Source organism: Glycomyces lechevalierae, from assembly GCF_027622945.1.
GTDB classification, from domain to species: Bacteria; Actinomycetota; Actinomycetes; order Mycobacteriales; family Micromonosporaceae; genus Glycomyces; species Glycomyces rutgersensis.
On sequence record NZ_JAPZVQ010000005.1, the window covers coordinates 217,926 to 236,374 of the forward strand.

The following is an 18,449-nucleotide window of genomic DNA, read 5'->3' on the forward strand; positions in this document are numbered from 1 at the left end:
CGGATTACCGACTCCGGCGTGTCGCCGCGCCCGGCCCTCGTCCAATATCCGGGATGATCGAAGGCGGCAGAACACGCCTCGGGAAAGCCGAAACGAGAGGTCCAGGTCACTGCGGACCCACCGGCGTCTCACCATGTGAGCCAGATCGCGAAAAGTGGTGTCGCCTACATCGCGCCCGCGTCGCAGGGTTGGCATCGCGAGGTGACGCCCGCGTAGCATCGCAAGTAGCAGACACGGCGGAGCCCCGCTCCCCGACCGAAACGCCGCAGTCCTTGCGTGCCCCAGAACCCGCAATGAGGAGAACCTAGGTGAACACCGTCCGGCAGCTCGACCGGGTCGTCATCCGCTTCGCAGGGGACTCCGGCGACGGGATGCAGCTCACGGGTGACCGCTTCACGGCGGAGACCGCCAAGCTCGGCAACGACTTGTCGACCCTCCCGAACTACCCCGCCGAGATCCGGGCGCCCGCAGGAACCCTCCCCGGCGTTTCGAGCTTCCAGATCCACTTCGCCGACAGCGACATCCTCACCCCGGGCGACCACCCCGAGGTCCTGATCGCGATGAACCCGGCGGCGCTCAAGGCGAACCTGCGCGACCTCAAGCCGGGCGGCACCATCGTCGTCAACACGGACGAGTTCACCAAGCGCAACCTCACCAAGGTCGGGTACGGCGACAACCCGCTCGAGGACGGCTCGCTCGAGGACTACCAGGTCCACGCCGTCGCCCTCGCGTCCCTGACCATCGAGGCGCTCAAGGACTTCGACGTCTCGAAGAAGGACGCCGAACGCTCCAAGAACATGTTCGCCCTCGGCCTCGTCTCGTGGATGTACTCGCGTCCGACCGAGGCCACCGAGGAGTTCCTGCGCGGCAAGTTCAAGGCCAAGCCCGTCATCGCCGAGGCGAACATCGCCGCGCTCAAGGCCGGGTGGAACTACGGCGACACCACCGAGGCGTTCGCCGTGCGCTTCGAGATCCCGCCGGCCAAGCTCAAGGCCGGGACCTACCGGAACATCACCGGCAACGTGGCGCTGGCCTGGGGCATCACCGCCTCCGGTGTGGCGACCGGCCTGCCGGTGTTCCTGGGCGCGTATCCCATCACCCCGGCCAGCGACATCCTCCACGAGCTGTCCAAGCACAAGCGCTTCGGCGTCACCACCGTGCAGGCCGAAGACGAGATCGCGGCCGTCGGCGCAGCCCTCGGCGCCTCGTGGGGCGGGGCGCTCGGCGTCACGACCTCCTCGGGCCCGGGCATCGCGCTCAAGTCCGAGACGATCTCGCTCGCGGTCTCGCTCGAGCTGCCGCTCGTCGTCGTCGACGTGCAGCGCGCCGGCCCCTCGACGGGCCTGCCGACCAAGACCGAGCAGGCCGACCTCGTGATGGCCATGTTCGGCCGCCACGGCGAGGCCCCGATCGCCGTCATCGCGCCGCAGTCCCCTTCGGACTGCTTCGACATCATGCTCGAGGCCGCCCGGATCGCGACCACGTACCGCACGCCGGTCATGGTCCTCTCGGACGGGTACATCGCCAACGGCGCCGAGCCGTGGCAGCTCCCGGCCATGTCGGACCTGCCCGACCTCACCGTCAAGTTCGCGACCGAGATGAACGCCGTGGACGCCAAGGGCGAGGAGATCTTCCTCCCGTTCCAGCGCGACCCCGAGACCCTGGCCCGCCCGTGGGCGGTCCCCGGGACCCCCGGCCTGCAGCACCGCATCGGCGGCATCGAGAAGGCCGACGGCACCGGCGACATCTCGTACGACCCGGTCAACCACGACCACATGGTCCGCACCCGTGCCGCGAAGATCGCCGGCATCGAGGTCCCGGACCTGGACGTCGACGACCCCACGGGCGACGCCAACGTGCTCGTCCTCGGCTGGGGCTCCACCTGGGGCCCGATCGGCGCGGCCGTGCGCGGCCTGCGCGAGAAGGGCGTCACCATCGCCCGCTCGCACCTGCGCTACCTCAACCCCATGCCCCACAACACGGCCCGCGTCCTCGCCCGCTACGACAAGGTCGTGGTGCCGGAGATGAACCTGGGCCAGCTCACCATGCTGCTGCGCAACAACTTCCCGGGCACCGAGGTGGTCGGCTACAACAAGGTGCGCGGTCTGCCGTTCACCTCCAACGAACTGCAGGACGCCCTGGAGGAGGTCATCAAGAATGGCTGACGTCAAGCTCGACGCCCCCAAGCTGAAGGCCAAGGACTTCAAGTCGAGCCAGGAGGTGCGCTGGTGCCCCGGCTGCGGCGACTACGCCATCCTGGCCGCCGTCCAGTCCTTCCTGCCCGAGCTGGGCCTGGAGCGCGAGAAGATCGCGTTCGTCTCCGGCATCGGCTGCTCCTCGCGGTTCCCGTACTACCTCAACACGTACGGCCTCCACTCGATCCACGGCCGCGCCCCGGCCATCGCCACGGGCCTCGCGGTCTCCCGCCCGGACCTGTCCGTGTGGGTCGTGACCGGCGACGGCGACGCGCTGTCGATCGGCGGCAACCACCTCATCCACGCGCTGCGCCGCAACGTGAACCTGAAGATCCTGCTGTTCAACAACCGGATCTACGGTCTCACCAAGGGCCAGTACTCCCCCACCTCCGGGCCGGGCACGCTCACCAAGTCGAGCCCGATGGGCTCGGTCGACGCGCCGTTCAACCCGCTGTCGCTGGCGCTGGGCTCCGAGGCCACGTTCGTGGCCCGCACGCTCGACTCCGACCGCGCGCACCTGCAGGAGGTGCTGCGGGCCGCCGCCGAGCACGAGGGCAGCGCGTTCGTCGAGATCTACCAGAACTGCCCGATCTTCAACGACGGCGCGTTCGAGGTCCTGAAGAACCCGGAGACCCGCGACGAGTCGATCATCCGGCTCCAGGACGGCGAACCGATCACCTTCGGCGACAAGGTCGTCGTGCAGTCCGGTTACGGCCTGCAGGTCAAGGACGCCTCGGAGGCGGACGCCGCCGACGTGGTCGTGCACAAGGCCGATGTGGACGACCCGGCGTACGCGTTCGCGCTGTCGCGGCTCTCGGGCATCGCCCTGGACCACACCCCGATCGGCGTGTTCCGCAACGTCAAGCGGCCCACGTACGACGCGGGCGTGCGCTCCCAGGTCGACGAGGCCGCCGCCGGCGTCGACCGCAAGGAGGCCCTCGACCGGCTCCTGCACTCGGGCGACACCTGGACCGTGCTGTAAGCAAGAAGCATGAAGCGGGCCGGACCTCGAAAGGTCCGGCCCGTCTTGCTTTGCGCTGCTTAGCTTTCGAGGACCTCCTGGGCCTTCGTCAGGATCCCGCGGACCTCCTCCTGCCAGGCGTAGACCTGCGTCTCGATCGACAGGTAGTACTCCTCCTGCGTGTCGCCCCAGGCCTGCGCGGCCGTCTCGCGGTAGCCGGTCTCGTCGCCGCACTCGGCGAGGTCCACGGCGAACGCGATCTCGAACGCCATCTTGCCCTCGAAATCGGTGGGGGCGTCGTCGGGCAGGTCCGGGTGGTCGTGCACGTCGGCGCTGCCCTCGTAGAGCTCCATGAAGTAGTCCGTGGTCGGCAGCGAGCCCTCCTCGCCGAACTCCCAGCCCGGGTGGCCGCGCTCGGCGAGGCAGGTGACGAGCTCGCCCTGGACGCCGGTGAGCCGCTCCTCGTAGAGCAGGTCGAACTCCTCGTAGGCCGCGAGGTCGTCCACCGGGTTCAGCGGCCGCCACGACCAGGTCGACTCGCGGTACTCCTCGCCTTCGGGGGTGTCGACCCGCTGCAGGGCGTCGCCGTACAGCGCGTCGATCATCTCGCGCTGGCAGCCGCCCGGTTCCGGTTGGACATAGGCGAAGTCGTCGCCGAGGTCGATCTCGCCATCGTCGCCCCCGCCGGTGTCCGCGGCCTCCTCGCCGACCAGGTAGCCCCACTCCTGCGCCGCGGCCGCCTCGCCGAAGTAGCCGACGTACCAGGCGTACTGGTCCTCAGGGGAGAGCGCCTCGAACGCGCTGTTGTCGGGCAGATTGGAGCCCCCGCCAGCCTCGGGGGAGTCGGCGTCGATCTCGTAGCCCTTGAACTCGGCGTACTCCTCGGCCAGCGCGGAGTTCATGCCCTCGTCGGTGAACCGCCAGTCGCCGAGCCCGTACTTCTGGGCCTCCTCGACCGGCGGCAGCCAGTTCCCCCAGTCGTCCGCGCCGAACAGGGCCTCCTGCTCCTCGGGCTCGGTGGCCGAGAACCACAGCTGGTCGTGGACCGTGAGGCCGTCCTCCTCCAGGCACGCCTGGATGATCCGGTTCTCCGCGGACTCCAGTTCGTACAGGAGCCGGTTGCTCTCGTTGACCATGTCGACCAGGCGCGGCTCCTCGAAGACCTCGCCCGCGCCCTCGGCGTCGTCCTTCGGGTCGTCCGTGCAGGCGGCCGTCAGGGCCAGCGCGGCCGCGAGGGCGCAGACGGCCCGGGTCTTGCGTAGCATCGATCCGCGTTCCTCTCAGGTGGCGTCGAAAGGCCTTCGACTCCCTGAGTACGCGTCCCCGGCGCGGTTCGGTTGCCCTACAGCAGCGGCTCGAGCTCGACGGCGGCGACGCGCAGGCGGCGCGTGAGCTCCGGCCAGGAGGTGCGGATCTCCTCGAGCGGCAGCGCGACCGCGAAGACGATGCGCTCGCTCGGGGTGTCCCCGACGCGGACGACGACGCCGGCGCAGCCGACCCCTTCGCGGAACTGGCCCATCTCGGCGTAGACCCCGGACTCGCCGTAGACGGCGAGGTCGTATTCGAGGGCGTCCGGTTCGACGAGGGTGCGGCGCGTGAACGGGCGCATCCCGGCGGATTTGAGGAAGCGGTTGCGTTCGTGCGGCTGCAGCGTGGCGAGGAGGGCCTTGCCGAGCGCGGTGGCGTGCGCGCCGTCGTCGAAGCCGACGATGAGCTCTTCCACGTGCGGGCTGCGCTGGCCCTCGATCACGTCCGTGACGGCCGGGCGGCCCTCCACGAAGCGGGCGATGAAGGTGGAGTAGCCGGTCTCGTTCGACATGCGGCGCATGAACTCGCCGCAGGTGCTCGGCCCGGCGATCGCGCGGGTGAGCTCGGAGTAGCGGTCGGAGACCTCGAGGCCGAGCGTGTAGCGGCCGTTCTCGTCCCGGCGCAGGTACCGCTCGTAGACGAGCGTGCGCAGGAGGTTGTAGGCGGTGGCCCGGTTCAGGCCGCATTCGAAGGCGATGCGCGGGGCGGTGACGCCGGAGGGGTGGTTGCCCACGAGCTCCATGATGCGCAGTGCCCTCTGGACGCTCTGGATCATCTTGGTCGGCTCGCCTTGCGCGGCCGCGAAGGCGCCGGCGGCCGAGGCCTTGGCGGGCTTGCGGTCCGGAGGCGCGGGCCGGTTCCTGGTGTCCCGCTGTCGGGGCGCGCTCTTGTAGTTCGGGACGCCGCCTTGCGGCTCGTCCCCTGGTCGCCGCTGCTCCACCATGCCGCCGCTCCAATTTGCACCAGTTGATCCGACTGTCGGCACCGGGTGTGGCGCCGGTCGAACCGGCCGTGATCTAACTATATAAACAACAGCCGGTTGCGTCACGGTCGCATACGGGGCAGTATCTATGTGTCAGCACCGTTCGCGGTCCGGCTTCCGCCGGTCGCGGACAACCCGCGACGGCGGCGTCGAGTCCCCACCAAACTTCCTCGTCGCCGTCGCGGAACATTCGAATAAACGTAACGCGGCGGCTCCCTCCCACCAGGGCCGCCGCGTTTCGTTTCCCCCTGAGACCTTATGGGCCGGAAAGCGATACGGCGGTTCTGAAGGGAACCAGTCGTCATCCAGTGGTGCTGTCGTACAGACGCAACGGTCGCACACACTACGTGTCGGAGTCAAGACAGAGCCGAGACAGATCACGCGGACGAGGGACGAACCTTCACGTTTCACCACGCGCAAGAACGAGACTGGTTATCAGATAAGCGGAGTACGGTTGCCATCGTGTCCACCTCCGCACCAGCTCGTCCGAAAACCTCCACCACGGTCACCGCCGCCATGACCGTCCAGGTCGCCGCCGTCCTCCCGCTCTTCCTCTTCGGCGGCCTCGCCGTGCAGATCACCGGCGAACTCGGCATGGGCCTCAGCGCGATCGGCTGGATCTCGGGCATCTACTTCACCGTCACCGCGGTCACCACCGTCCCCTCAGGGCGGCTCGTCGACCGCTTCGGCGCGCTCGTCACCGCCAGGGTCGCCATCGCGATGTCCGCCGCCGGGCTCCTCGGCATCGCCGCCTTCGCACACGACCCGGTCGTGCTCACCGTCTTCATGGTCCTGTGCGCACCCGCCAACGGACTCGGGCAGCTCGCCTCCAACACGGTCCTCAGCGAATGGGCGCCGCAGGGCCGCCGCGGGCTCCTCTTCGGCGCCAAGCAGGCCTCGGTGCCGCTGTGCACCATGCTCGGCGGCGCGAGCGTCCCGCTCGTCGCGCTGACCCTCGGCTGGCGGTGGGCCTTCGTCATCGGCGCCGGGCTCGTGCTCCTCGCGCTCGTCCCCCTCGCCGGGCTCGGACGGCCCGCCGTGCGGCCCAAGACCAAAGGCGCGCGCTCCTTCGACCCGCAGCTCGTGCTGTTCGCGGTCGCGACCTTCCTCGGGGCGCTCGCGGCGACGCCGATCGGCTCATTCGTCACCACGTTCACCGTCGACGTGGGCGGCTCCGAGAGCTACGCGGGCCTCGTGCTCATGATCGGCGGCATCGCGGGCGTCATCGGCCGCACCGGGTTCGGCGCGCTCGCAGACGTGCGCAAGGGCGGCGAGTTCACGATCATCGCGCTCATGCTCGCCGCCGGGGCCGCGGGCGTCGCCACGTACCTGTTCGAACTGCCGTGGCTGCTGCCGTTCGGCACCGCCGCCGCGTACGGGCTGGGCTGGGCCTGGCCCGGACTGATGAACCACGCGGTGGTGCAGCGGTACGCGGACGCGCCCGCGCTGGCGACCTCGGTGACCCAGACGGGGGTCTTCCTCGGCGGCGCGGTGGGCCCGATCGGATTCGGCCTCATCGTGGACCACGCCGGGTGGGGCGTCGGCTGGACGGCGGCGGTCGCGGCGATGGCGGCGTCGGCCCTGTTCATCGTCGCGGGCAGCATGGTCGGCAAACGCCTCGCGCATTGACGTTCCTCGTTGCGGCGCGCGCGACTCCCTCATCCCGTGCCGAGCGGTCCGGGGCGTTCACACGATAAGGTGAGGCTGTGGTGACCACCCGACGCGCCCAGACCGCGCTGACCTTCTCCGACGAGGCCTTCGCCGAAGCCATCCGCGCTTCCCTCGAGCTCGTCGAGGAACGACTGCTCAAAGCCGTCGACACCGACCAGCCGCTGCTGCGCCAGTCCGGGTCCCACCTCATCCGCGCCGGCGGGAAGCGCTTCCGCCCGATGCTCACGCTCGCGTGCGCGCACCTCGGCGACCCGGCCCGGCCCGGGATCCTCGACGCCGCCGTCGCGCTGGAGCTGACGCACCTCGCGACGCTGTACCACGACGACGTCATGGACGAGGCCGCCGTGCGCCGCGGCGCCCCGAGCGCCAACGCCCGCTGGGACAACTCGGTCGCGATCCTCACCGGCGACTACCTGTTCAGCCAGGCCGCGCAGATGATGGCCGACCTCGGCATCGACGCCGTGCGCCTCCAGGCCGCGACGTTCGCGCGGCTCGTGCGCGGCCAGATCAACGAGACCATGCCGCAGCCCGAGGGCGTCGACCCGGTCGAATGGCACCTCGAGATCCTCTCGGAGAAGACCGGCTCGCTCATCGCCACATGCGCCAAGTTCGGCGCGTGGTTCGCGGGCGCGACCGAGGAGACCATCGCGACCGCCGAGGAGTTCGGCGAGGTCATCGGCGTCGCGTTCCAGATCGCCGACGACATCATCGACATCGCCTCGGACTCGTCGGGGAAGACCCCGGGCACGGACCTCCTCGAAGGCGTGCCGACGCTCCCGGTGATCTACGCGCTCGCCGACGACGACCCGGCGGACGCGCGCCTGCGCGAGCTCGTCGCCGGTCCCGTCCCCGAGGCGGATCTCCAAGAGGCCCTTGAACTCCTGCGCGGGTCGAAGGCCCTCGAGCAGGCCAAGGCGACGCTGCTGCAGTACCAGGAGCGGGCCCGCGCCCTCGCGAAATCCCTTCCGGAGGGCCCGGCCCAGAAGGCCCTGGTCGACATCTGCGACTACATGATCGAGCGCGACGCCTAGACCCCTACGACCCGCACCAGGGACTCAAGTCCCTTGAAGTCCTCCGGATTGCGTGTGTAGAGCGGCAGCTCGTGCACCGATGCGACGGCTGCGATCATGAGGTCCATCTGGCGGGGCTTCGGCGAACGCCCCTGTTCGACCGTCAAGGTCGCGAGCGTGCCGAATCGGCTGGCGGCCTCACCGTCGTAAGGCAACGGTTCGAACTCGTCAATGGCGGAGTTGAGTACCTCCAACCGAAGGGCACGCGAGGTCGCGGTCCGCGCCATCGCAACGCCTTGGTGAAGCTCGGTCAGCGTGATCGCCGTCAGTTCTGGTATCGCGGGCAGCAGTTTCGGGTCGATCTCGACCACATCGATGTAGGTGCAGGTGTCCAGCACTCCGCGAGGCTCGGTCACTTTCGCTCCCAAGGATCGCTGTCGCCGAGGCGGTTCTCCCCGAAGAACTCGTCCGCTTCAGCACGCATCTCCGCGTAATCGATCTTCGGAAGACGCTTGTGACGCTCGATCAACTCGGCGGTAGTAAGCCTGCGCCGACGGCTTACTGGTCGCACCTCCGCGACTTCGACGCCGTTGCGGGTGATGACGAAACTCTGCCCCGCCTCGACAGCGGTCATGACCGCGGCGGAATTGTTGCGAAACTCGCGCTGTGTGATCGTCTCCATACCCCCAATGTAGCACGACGAGACACGTTGGGCTACGGACTTGAGCGGCCGTCGCGCCCTACCGCCTTGGCTGCGGCTTCGCGGAGACGCCGTTTGGCCTCCTCATGCTCGACCGGTTGCGCGTCTCCGGCTCGGGCGATCCGGTTGCGGAGGATGGCGATCGTGTCCTCCAAGTCTTCCCGTCGGTGCTTCGGCCTCATAGCGGGGCGCCCGCTTCGAGGTGCGCGAGGCAGCGGTCCATCGTGGCCGCGAGGTCGTCCTTGCCGCCGTCGGTCTCGGCCCAGGCGCTGATGGCCACGGTCCACGAGGTGACGATGAGGGCCGTGAAGTGGCGGATCTCGAGGTCGCCGGGCGAGCGGCCGGTGCGTTCGGCGACCATGCGGGCGAGCAGTTCCTCGGTGGCGACCGTCTGCTGGACCTGCCTGGCGCGCAGGGCCGGGACGGCGAAGATCATGCGGACGCGGCGGCGCACGCGTTCGATGTCCGCGTCGGTGAACTCGGCGAAGAGGACGCTGAGGACGGCGCGCAGCGCGTCGAGGGGGGCGTCGTCCGCGGACTGGCTCTCGAACACGTTGACGATGAGCGGGTCGTACTCGTCCTGGACGACCACGTCCTCCTTCGTCGGGAAGTAGCGGTAGAAGGTCGAGGGGGAGACCCCTGCGGCTTCGGCGATCTGCTCGATCGTCGTCGCGTCGTAGCCGTGCTCGTCGAAGAGCCGCAGGGCCTCCTCCTGCAACCGGTGCAGGGTCTCGATCTTCTTGCGCTCACGCAGCCCGGGACGGTTCATGCTGCGATTGTGCCTCTTCGGCTCCCGGGTGCTTCGGGAACCTCGGGCCGGCCGCGCACGCGACCACGACGGCGAGCACCGCGCAGACCAGGAACACCGCGCCCATGCCGTCCGTGAACGCGTCGAACGCCTGCTGCGCCGTCTCGGGCGAGCCGAGCGCTTCGGCGACGGCGGCGGCGCCGGCCACGGAGTCCTCCGCGGCGTGGGCGGCCTCGGGCGGGAGCGGCGGCAGGTCGAGCTCGGAGCGGTAGACGCTGGAGGCGATCGACCCGAAGACGGCAACGCCGATCGCGCCGCCGGTCTGGCGCAGGGTCTGCATCAGGGCCGAGCCGATCGCGGCGCGGTCGGGCGGCAGGGCGGCGAGGACCGCGTCCGTGGCGGGCACGAGCGAGAGCCCGAAGCCGGCGCCGAGGACCGCGAGCCAGATCGCGACGAGCCCGAAGCCCGTGCCCGGGTCGGTGGCGGTGGCGAGCGCGCACCCGGCGGCGGAGAGGACCAGGCCCGCGATGACGGTGAACCGGTACCCGAACCGGGCGGCCAGGCGTTCCGCGCCGAGCCCGCCGACCATGAGCCCGCCGATCATCGGCAGCAGCCGCAGGCCCGTGCCGAAGGCGCTGTGCCCCTCGACGATCTGGAGGTATTGCGGCACAAGGAAGAGCGCGCCCATCATGAGCATCGAGGCGGCCGTGGCGATCATCGAGCCCCACAGGAACGCCCGGTCCTTGAACAGGCCGAGGTCGACCATCGGTTCGGGAGACCGGACCTGCGAGGCGACGAAGGCCGCGATGAGCGCGAGCCCGCCGAGGCACCCGATGAGCGTCGAGGCCGAGAGCCACCCGTCGACGGGCGCTTCGATGACCCCGTAGACCAGGGCGGCCAGCCCGACCACGGCCGCGAGGGTCGCGAAGAGGTGCAGCTTCGGCGCGTTGCGGTCGGTGGACTCGGGGAGCAGGAACGCGATGGCGAAGAAGCCGATCACGATGAGCGGCAGGTTGATGAGGAAGACCGAGCCCCACCAGTAGTGCTCGAGGAGCCAGCCGCCGAGGAGCGGGCCGAGCGGCAGCCCGACCGCCATGCCGGCGGTCAGGAGCGCGACGGCGCGGGTGCGTTCGGCGCCTTGGAACATGCTGGGCACCACCGCGATCGAGACGGGCATGACCACGGCCGCGCCGACGCCCATGAGGGCGCGGGCGGCGATGAGCACGCCCACCGAGTCGGCGATCGTCGCGAGGCCGCAGGCCAGGCCGAAGATCGCGAGGCCGGCGAGGAGGACCTTCTTGCGTCCGAGCCGGTCGCCGAGGATGCCTGCGGGCAGGAGCAGCGCCGCCAGCGCGACGATGAACGCGTCGACGATCCACTGCAGGTCCGCGGTCGAGGCGTCGAGGTCGACGGCGAGGGTCGGCAGGGCGACGTTGAGGATCGTGATGTCGAGGCCCACGACGAGCAGGCCGAACAGGAGCGAGAGGAGGGCCCACCAGCGACGGCGGGCGGATACGGGTGCCATGGCGCCTCAATTCTGGAAGTTACTGTCATTTGACAGTAGCTATCAGAATTTCGGCTGTCAAGGGTGCCCGAACTGTGTCCGGATCGTTCGTGTTCTGGATCGCACCGGTTCCCTGCGGGTAGTCGGGGTTCGCTATCGTTCAAAGGTCGCTGTCCCCAGGAAGCGGCGCCCTCCGCCACGGCGAAGCTTGCGAGCCGTGCCAACGCTTGAGTGTTCCGGTGTCGACCCGTGGTCCGCCGGGCGATCCTTCGGCGCGCATCCGCGGCCGAGAAGGGAGCGCAGTGCGACCCAGACACACCGGGCCCTCTGCCAAGCCGAAGTCCGTCCTCGCCGCGCAAGGCGTCATCTGGCTCCAGTTCGCGGCCATCGTGCTGCTCTACTCGATCGGCGTGCGGTTCCTCTTCGACGCGACGCGGTCGACCTCCAGCCACGACACGATGCTCGACGTCATCGGCTCGATCGACCTCGAACGCCTCGTCACGATCCTGCTCAGCGTCGCCGTCACGGTCTCGATGCCGTTCATCGCGACGCGCCTCGGCCGCCGCCGCGCCCACGCGGTCACGGCCGCGTGGTGGGCCCTCGCGATCGTCCCCGCCGCGATGTACCTGTGGATCCTCGGCCGCGCCTACTTCGCGACCTTCCCCGATGAGGCCCCGTTCTTCCTCAGCGCCGCCGCGATGCTCGTCGTCTGCGGCTCCTTCCCCACCGCGACCCTCCTGCTCCTGCGCACCAAGGCCGCCAAGGCCTGGTTCGCCGCCGAAGAGCTGTTCGAGGAGATCGACCGCGAGCTCTCCGAGACCGGGGAACTCGAAGCGGTCAACGCCCGCTAAGACGCATGGAGAGAAAGCCGCGGAGCACGCTCCGCGGCTTTTTCGCGTTCAAGGAGCAGGGGTGGCGAGGGTCGTGGCGGCCTTGCGGAGGGCGGTCCGCGGGGAGTCTTCGGCGGTGGCGTGGGCGTGCATCATGCGGGCCATCTGCGGGACGGCGTACCACCAGCCGGCGAGGGCGAGGATGAGGAACGCGAGGTCGGCGGGGGCGAGGTGGTCGCTGATGCGGCGGGCCCGCTGGGCTTCGGCGAAGACGGCGACCTTAGCGCGGTAGTAGTCGGTGCGGGCCTCTTCGTCGGGGACTTCGGGGAGGTCGGTGAGGGCTTCCCAGAGGAGCAGGCGGGTGAGCTCGGGGTGCTCGGAGTGGTAGTCGTAGACGTCGGCCGCGTAGTCGCCGACCGCTTCGGGGCCTTCGAGGGCGGTGAGGGGGACGGCGGCGGCGACCTTGTTCAGCTCGTCCGCGAGGACGGTGGCGAAGAGCTGGGACTTGTCGCCGAAGTAGCTGTAGAGCCGCTCCTTGTTGACGCCGGCGCGGCGGGCGACGCGCTCCATGGTGGTGCCGCCGAGCCCGTGCTCGGCGAATTCCGCGACGGCGGCTTCCTTGAGCTTGCGCTTGGTCTCAGCGGTGTTCCAGGCCATGCGGGAATCATATCCAACGGTTGCGTTGAAATCCATCCACGCTATGCTTATACTCAACTCCAACGTTTCCGTTGGAAGGAGCAGACCGAATGGGTCGCATAGCCACCGCCGTCGTGACGGGCGCCGTCCTGGTCACCGTCGGCACCGCAGCGGCGGTCTACGCCGCCGACGACACCGAACCCGAACCCGACCTGCCGGAGCCGGACATGCAGACCGCACAGCAACTCGAGACCGCCGCGCTGGAAGGCACCGGCCTGGAGATCCCGGAGGGGTGGGAGATCGTCGACGTGCGCACCGAGCACCACGACGAGCGCGCCGTCCACGTCATTCGCCACCAGCCCGGGGACTACCGGCTCGGCGGGCCGCACGCCACGGTCGTGCTCGACCAGGAGGGCACGATCCTGGGCTTCACGAAGCTCTCGGAGGAGGGCGCCGGGGCGGCGCTGCTCGACGAGGAGGAGGCCGAGAAGCGCGCGTTCGACTTCATCCACACCGTCGCGCCCGACTACCTGGGCGGGCTCTCCGTGAACTTCGTGCAGCAGCACGACGAGACCGTCACGACCGACGACGGCGCCGAGATCACGGTCTCCGGCATGAAGGTCAAGATGCACCACGAGGACGGCCTGTACGCCTGGGTCATCGTCGGCCCTGACGGGGGCGTGCTGACCTACGAGCGCGACATCGCGTGGGACTCCGGCGAAGGCCGCCGCGGGACCCAGATGTGGCTGCACGACTCGTGGATCGCGGCCTATGAGGGCACCGGGCCGCAGCCCGCACCTCCCTACGCGGACGCGTCGAGGGAGCCGTAGACCTGCCTAGGGGGTATGGAAAGGCCGCGGGGAGCAATGCTCCCCGCGGCCCTTTTTCGTTGCGTGCCTTAGGTGTTCAGAAAGGTGCTGGCCTGGTCGACGAGGTCGAGGAGGAAGCCGGGCACGATCCCGAGGAGGATCGTGGCGGCGACGCCCGCGGCGACCACGGTGCCGGCCATGGGGCTCGGCAGGTTGACCGTGGGGGCGTCGGGCGCGGGCTCGTTGAGCCAGAGCAGGACGACCACCTTCAAGTACGGGAAGGCGAGGATCGCCGAGGAGACCACGCCGACGATCACGAGCCCGAGCTCGTCGGCCTGGAGGGCCGCGGCGAACAGGCTGAACTTGGCGGTGAAGCCGCTCGTGAACGGCAGACCCGCCAAGGCGAGCATCAGGATCGTGACCACGACCGCGGTGCCCGGGGACTTCTTGCCGAGCCCGGCCCAGCGGGCCAGGTGGGTCGCCTCCTCGTCGCCGTCGCGCACGAGCGAGACGACGGCGAACGCGGCGATCACGGTGAAGCCGTAAGCGGCCAGGTAGAACATGGTCTGGCCGACCGCCTCGCCGAGGGCGATCACGCCGATCAGCAGGTAGCCGGCGTTCGCGATGGAGCTGTAGGCCAAGAGCCGCTTGATGTTCCGCTGCGTGACGGCGAAGATCGCGCCGCCCAGCATCGTCGCCACCGCGATGACCGTGAGGATCAGGTGCCAGTCCCACGCGGAGGACGCCAGGCCCACGTTGAACACGCGGAGGAGCCCGCCGAAGGCCGCGACCTTGACGCACGCGGCCATGAGCGCGGTGACCGGGGTCGGCGCGCCCGTGTAGACGTCCGGGGTCCACATGTGGAACGGGACCGCGGCGGCCTTGAAGAGCATCGCGACCGCGATCATCGCCACCCCGATGTACAGGAACAGGCGCGGCTGGCCGGAGTCGACGCCCGCCTGGTTGATCCCGGCGAGGTCGACGGTGCCGGCGAAGCCGAAGAGCATCGCCATGCCGTACACGTAGAACGCGGAGGCGAAGGCGCCCAAGAGGAAGTACTTGAGCGCGGCCTCCTGGCTGATGAGGCGGCGGCGCTTCGCCAGCCCGCACAGCAGGTACAGCGGGAGGCTCAGCATCTCGAGCGCCACGAACATGGTGAGCAGGTCGCCCGCGGTCACGAACATCATCATGCCGCCGACCGCGAAGAGCGTCAGCGGGAAGATCTCCGTCGCGCCGTCCTCGCGCCGCTGCGCCTTGTCCGCCGCCGAGTCCGCGACCACGGCGGCCTCGGCCACGAAGTCGCCGCCGCGCGTCGTGCGCCGCTCCGCGAGGAGCAGCACCGCGATGATCGACAGGATCGCCAGCGTCCCCTGCAGGAACAGGCCGGGGCCGTCCAGGACGACCGAGCCGATGCCGACGCCCTCGATGGAGAACGCCGTGCCGTGCTTGTCAGAGTTCAGGACCACCGCGACGAACGCGGCGGCCAGGGCGAGGACCGCGAGGGACACCTGCACCACGAGCCTGCGGCCCTTGGGGACCGTGGCCTCCACGAGGAGCCCGCCGAAGGCCGCGACGAACACGATGACCATGGGGGCCAGGCCGGCCCAGTCGATCTGGAGCCCCGCTTGCTGGGCCTCATTCATTGGTGACTCCTTCGGCGGCGGGCAGGTCCTCGGTGGAACCGGAGATGAAGAGGAGCGTGTTGTCGACGGCCGGCTGGGCCGCGTCGATCAGCGGCTGCGGGTAGAACCCGAAGACGAGGATCGCGATCACCAGCGGCGCCACGAGCGCCTTCTCGCGGACCGTGAGGTCGCGCTTCATCCCCGGCATCTCGTCGAGCACCGGGTTCCGGGTGCCCTGCATGGTGCGCTGGTACATCCAGATCACGTACGCGGCGGCGAGGATGATGCCGAGGGTCGCGAGGACCGCCACGGGCTCGTTGCCGCCGAACGTGCCGTTGAAGGCGCCCAGCAGGACCAGGAACTCGGAGATGAACGGCGCCGTGCCCGGCAGCGAGAGCGACGCGAGCCCGGCGAACAGGAAGATCCCGGCCAGCAGCGGCAGCGTCTTGGCCGCCCCGCCGTAGTCCGCGATCTGCGCCGAGCCGCGGCGGATCGTGAGGAAGCCGACGACCATGAACAAGAGGCCCGTGGCGAGGCCGTGGTTGAACATGTACAGCACCGCGCCGGTGGCGGCCTCCTGCGTGAACGCGAAGATGCCGATGCCGATGAAGCCGAAGTGCGCGATCGACGTGTAGGCCACCAGGCGCTTCAGGTCGGTCTGCCCGATGGCCACGAACGCGGCGTACAGCACGCCGATGACGCTCATGCCGATCACCCACGGCGCGAACGTCTTCGTCGCGTCAGGGAACAGCGGGATGCAGTAGCGCAGGATCGCGAACGTCCCGATCTTGTCCATCACGCCGACCAGGAGCGCCGCGGCCGCGGCGGGCGCCGCCCCGCCCGCGTCCGGCAGCCACGTGTGGAACGGGAAGAACGGGGCCTTGATCGCGAACGCCAGGAAGAAGCCGAGGAACAGCCAGTTCTGCAGCGTCCCGGCCGCCATCGGATCCGCGTCCACCAGGGTCTGCCAGTCGAAGACGCCGCCGTTGTCCACCCACAGGGCGATCACGGCCACGAGCATGAGCAGGCCGCCGAGCAGGTTGTAGAGGAAGAACTTCACCGCCGCGTACTGCTTCTTCTGACCGGTGCCGTACGAGCCGATGAGGAAGTACATCGGGACGAGCATCGCTTCGAAGAAGAAGTAGAACAGCAGCACGTTGGAGGCCAGGAAGGTCGCCAGCATCGCCGCCTCGAGCGCCAGGATCAGCGCGAAGAACGCCGGCACCGAGCGCTTCACCGAGTCCAGGTCCCGCCAGGCCGCGAGCATCGCGATCGGCGTCAGCCCGGCCGTGAGGATGACCAGGAGCAGCGCGATGCCGTCGATCCCCCACGACAGGTTCAGGTCCCACGCGTCGATCCACGTGTAGGACTCGGTGAACTGGAGCCACGGCGCGCCCGCGGAGTAGTCGAAGCCGAGCGCCACGAGCGCGGTCAGCAGGGCGACCGCGCCGGAGACGCCGAGGGCGGTCCAGCGGGCCGCGTCGGCGTTCTCGCGGCGGATCGACGCGACGATCACGGCCCCGATCAGGGGCACGGCGACCAGCGCCGACAGCAACGGGAGTTCGTTCATTGGACGACCACCACCATGAGCGCGGCCACCACGATGACGGCGCCGGACAGAATGGACAGGGCATAGGTGCGGACGAAACCGGTCTGCACCACGAGCAGGCGGCGCGAGGTGCCGCCGATCGCGGCCGAGAGGCCGTTCACGGCGCCGTCGACGACGCGGCCGTCCATGGCGACCGAAGCGCTGGCGGCCAGGCGGCTCGGGCGTTCGAAGACGCCGCGGTTGACGGCCTCGCCCCCGAGGTCGGCGCGGGCGAAGCGCACCGGCCAGGCCGCGGCGCGCGGCACTTCGTCGGTGCCGTTGCGGAACAGGAACCAGCCGAGGGCCGCGCCGAGGACCACCACGACAGTGGTGGCGATGGTGACCTGCATGTGGCTCAGGTGGCCGTGGACCTCGTGCGGCTCGCCGAAGACCGGGACGAGCCAGTCGGCGACGGAGGTGGCCATGAGGCCGCCCGCGCCGAGCGAGCCGAGGCCGAGCAGCACCAGCGGCGCGGTCATGATCGCCGGGGACTCGTGCGGGTGCACGTCCTCGGTCCACCGCTTGGGGCCGTGGAAGGTGAGCACGAACAGGCGGGTCATGTAGAACGCGGTGAGCGCCGCGCCGAGGAGGGCGGCGCTGCCCACGACCCAGCCCTGCCAGCCTTCGCGGGCGAACGCGGAGGCGATGATCGGGTCCTTGGTCCAGAAGCCCGAGAACGGGAACAGGCCGATGATGGCGAGCCAGCCGGCGGCGAAGGTCGCGTACGTGAGGGGCATCTTCCGCCAGAGGCCGCCGAAGCGGCGGATGTCGGTCTGGTCGTTCATGGCGTGCATGACCGAGCCGGAGCCGAGGAAGAGGCCGGCCTTGAAGAAGCCGTGCGCGAGCAGGTGGATGATGCCGAGCGCGAACGCCCCGCCGCCGAGGCCGACGGCGAGGAACATGTAGCCGATCTGGGAGACCGTGGACCAGGCGAGGACCCGCTTGATGTCGTCCTTGGCGCAGCCCACGATCGCTCCGAAGAGGAGGGTGAGGGCGCCCACGACGACGACGGCGGTCTGCACGTCGGCGTTGAGGCTGAAGATGACGTTCGAGCGGGCGATCAGGTAGACGCCCGCGGTGACCATGGTGGCGGCGTGGATGAGGGCCGAGACCGGGGTCGGGCCCTCCATCGCGTCCGGGAGCCAGGTCTGGAACGGGAACTGGCCGGACTTGCCGCAGGCGGCCGCGAGGAGCAGCAGCCCGATGGCGAGGCTCGTCCCGGTCGAGAGCGACCCGGCGCCGTTGAAGACCTCTTGGAAGTCGACGGTGCCGAGGGCGCCGAGCATCGTGAACATCGCCAGGAGGAACCCGACGTCGGCCACGCGGTTGGTGAGGAAGGCCTTCTTGCCGGCGGTGGCCGCGGCGGGCTTCAACTGCCAGAAGGAGATCAGGAGGTAGGAGGCGAGGCCCACGCCCTCCCAGCCGATGAAGGTCATGAAGTAGTTGCCGCCGAGGACGAGCACGAGCATCGCGGCGGCGAACAGGTTGAAGTAGGCGAAGAACTTCCGGCGTCCCTCGTCGTGGGCCATGTAGCCGACGGCGTAGACGTGGATGAGCAGCCCGACCCCGGTGATGAGCAGGCAGAACACGGCGCTCAGCGGGTCGAAGAGCAGGTTCGCCTCGAGGCGCAGGTCTCCGATCGAGATGATCGTGAACAGGTCGAGGTTCGCGCTCTTGTTGTCAAGGCCCGCAAGGGAGCTGAACATGGCGACGGCGAGTGCGAAGGCGCCGCCGACGGTGACGACGCCGAGCCAGTGGCCCCACTTGTCGGAGCGGCGGCCCGCGAGCAGCAGGACCGTCGCGCCTATCGCGGGCAGGGCGATGAGCAGCCACGTCCACGAGAGGAGCCCTTCGGCCGGTGCGTACGAGATTTCGTCCACTGTGT

16 protein-coding genes are annotated in these 18,449 nt (G+C 69.6%); 6 read left to right on the forward strand and 10 right to left on the reverse strand.

Going from position 1 to position 18,449, the window contains the following annotated elements; genetic code table 11:
- Nucleotides 1–308 precede the first annotated feature (308 nt).
- Both O2L01_RS11390 and O2L01_RS11395 read left to right on the forward strand, forming a co-directional pair.
- The gene (locus O2L01_RS11390) at nucleotides 309–2,165 is read left to right on the forward strand and encodes a 2-oxoacid:acceptor oxidoreductase subunit alpha (protein ID WP_270122048.1); all 1,857 of its coding nucleotides are present in this window, start codon (nucleotides 309–311) and stop codon (nucleotides 2,163–2,165) included.
- On the forward strand, nucleotides 2,158–3,177 hold the full coding sequence (locus O2L01_RS11395) for a 2-oxoacid:ferredoxin oxidoreductase subunit beta (protein ID WP_270122049.1): 1,020 nt from the start codon (nucleotides 2,158–2,160) through the stop codon (nucleotides 3,175–3,177). Before O2L01_RS11390 ends, O2L01_RS11395 begins: the two co-directional genes overlap by 8 nt.
- A 59-nt stretch (nucleotides 3,178–3,236) precedes the next feature.
- Here the strand turns inward: O2L01_RS11395 and O2L01_RS11400 are convergent, their stop codons facing one another.
- Together O2L01_RS11400 and O2L01_RS11405 are read right to left on the reverse strand one after the other, a co-directional pair.
- Nucleotides 3,237–4,421: a hypothetical protein gene (locus O2L01_RS11400; protein ID WP_270122050.1), complete on the reverse strand. Its 1,185-nt coding sequence runs from the start codon at nucleotides 4,419–4,421 to the stop codon at nucleotides 3,237–3,239.
- A gap of 77 nt (nucleotides 4,422–4,498) precedes the next feature.
- Nucleotides 4,499–5,407, reverse strand: a complete 909-nt coding sequence (locus tag O2L01_RS11405; RefSeq protein ID WP_270122051.1) for an IclR family transcriptional regulator — start codon at nucleotides 5,405–5,407, stop codon at nucleotides 4,499–4,501.
- A 501-nt stretch (nucleotides 5,408–5,908) separates the two neighbouring features.
- On the opposite strand from O2L01_RS11405, the gene O2L01_RS11410 reads away from it, so the two are divergent.
- Together O2L01_RS11410 and O2L01_RS11415 are read left to right on the forward strand one after the other, a co-directional pair.
- A complete protein-coding gene (locus O2L01_RS11410) occupies nucleotides 5,909–7,075 on the forward strand; it encodes an MFS transporter (protein WP_270122052.1) in 1,167 nt (388 codons plus the stop codon).
- Between the two features lie 77 nt (nucleotides 7,076–7,152).
- Nucleotides 7,153–8,148 (forward strand): polyprenyl synthetase family protein, encoded by a 996-nt coding sequence (locus tag O2L01_RS11415; protein WP_374727641.1) that lies wholly within the window; start codon nucleotides 7,153–7,155, stop codon nucleotides 8,146–8,148.
- Here the strand turns inward: O2L01_RS11415 and O2L01_RS11420 are convergent.
- From O2L01_RS11420 to O2L01_RS11435, 4 genes are all read right to left on the reverse strand, one after another.
- Nucleotides 8,145–8,543: a type II toxin-antitoxin system VapC family toxin gene (locus tag O2L01_RS11420; protein WP_270122054.1), complete on the reverse strand. Its 399-nt coding sequence runs from the start codon at nucleotides 8,541–8,543 to the stop codon at nucleotides 8,145–8,147. The two genes, O2L01_RS11415 and O2L01_RS11420, sit on opposite strands and share 4 nt — an antisense overlap.
- On the reverse strand, nucleotides 8,540–8,809 hold the full coding sequence (locus tag O2L01_RS11425) for a type II toxin-antitoxin system Phd/YefM family antitoxin (protein ID WP_270122055.1): 270 nt from the start codon (nucleotides 8,807–8,809) through the stop codon (nucleotides 8,540–8,542). Before O2L01_RS11425 ends, O2L01_RS11420 begins: the two co-directional genes overlap by 4 nt.
- Nucleotides 8,810–9,005: 196 nt before the next feature.
- Nucleotides 9,006–9,596: a TetR/AcrR family transcriptional regulator gene (locus O2L01_RS11430; RefSeq protein WP_270122056.1), complete on the reverse strand. Its 591-nt coding sequence runs from the start codon at nucleotides 9,594–9,596 to the stop codon at nucleotides 9,006–9,008.
- The gene (locus tag O2L01_RS11435) at nucleotides 9,574–11,100 is read right to left on the reverse strand and encodes a DHA2 family efflux MFS transporter permease subunit (RefSeq protein ID WP_270122057.1); all 1,527 of its coding nucleotides are present in this window, start codon (nucleotides 11,098–11,100) and stop codon (nucleotides 9,574–9,576) included. The genes O2L01_RS11430 and O2L01_RS11435 overlap by 23 nt, the downstream gene beginning before the upstream one ends.
- Nucleotides 11,101–11,381: 281 nt before the next feature.
- Here O2L01_RS11435 and O2L01_RS11440 point away from each other — a divergent pair, with 281 nt between their 5' ends.
- Nucleotides 11,382–11,930 (forward strand): hypothetical protein, encoded by a 549-nt coding sequence (locus O2L01_RS11440; RefSeq protein ID WP_270122058.1) that lies wholly within the window; start codon nucleotides 11,382–11,384, stop codon nucleotides 11,928–11,930.
- Between the two features lie 48 nt (nucleotides 11,931–11,978).
- On the opposite strand, the gene O2L01_RS11445 is transcribed toward O2L01_RS11440, so the two are convergent.
- Entirely contained in the window at nucleotides 11,979–12,566 is a 588-nt protein-coding gene (locus tag O2L01_RS11445; RefSeq protein WP_270122059.1) for a TetR/AcrR family transcriptional regulator, read from the reverse strand.
- An 89-nt stretch (nucleotides 12,567–12,655) separates the two neighbouring features.
- Here O2L01_RS11445 and O2L01_RS11450 point away from each other — a divergent pair, with 89 nt between their 5' ends.
- Nucleotides 12,656–13,375, forward strand: coding sequence for a hypothetical protein (locus O2L01_RS11450; RefSeq protein ID WP_270122060.1), 720 nt, complete (start codon nucleotides 12,656–12,658; stop codon nucleotides 13,373–13,375).
- Between the two features lie 68 nt (nucleotides 13,376–13,443).
- Here O2L01_RS11450 and nuoN read toward each other — a convergent pair whose 3' ends face one another.
- From nuoN to nuoL, 3 genes are read right to left on the reverse strand one after another with little or no spacing between them, the layout of a single operon-like run.
- A complete protein-coding gene (nuoN, locus tag O2L01_RS11455; RefSeq protein ID WP_270122061.1) occupies nucleotides 13,444–14,997 on the reverse strand; it encodes an NADH-quinone oxidoreductase subunit NuoN in 1,554 nt (517 codons plus the stop codon).
- The gene (locus O2L01_RS11460) at nucleotides 14,990–16,546 is read right to left on the reverse strand and encodes an NADH-quinone oxidoreductase subunit M (RefSeq protein ID WP_270122062.1); all 1,557 of its coding nucleotides are present in this window, start codon (nucleotides 16,544–16,546) and stop codon (nucleotides 14,990–14,992) included. Before O2L01_RS11460 ends, nuoN begins: the two co-directional genes overlap by 8 nt.
- Nucleotides 16,543–18,444: an NADH-quinone oxidoreductase subunit L gene (nuoL, locus tag O2L01_RS11465; RefSeq protein WP_270122063.1), complete on the reverse strand. Its 1,902-nt coding sequence runs from the start codon at nucleotides 18,442–18,444 to the stop codon at nucleotides 16,543–16,545. The genes O2L01_RS11460 and nuoL overlap by 4 nt, the downstream gene beginning before the upstream one ends.
- Nucleotides 18,445–18,449 lie beyond the last annotated feature (5 nt).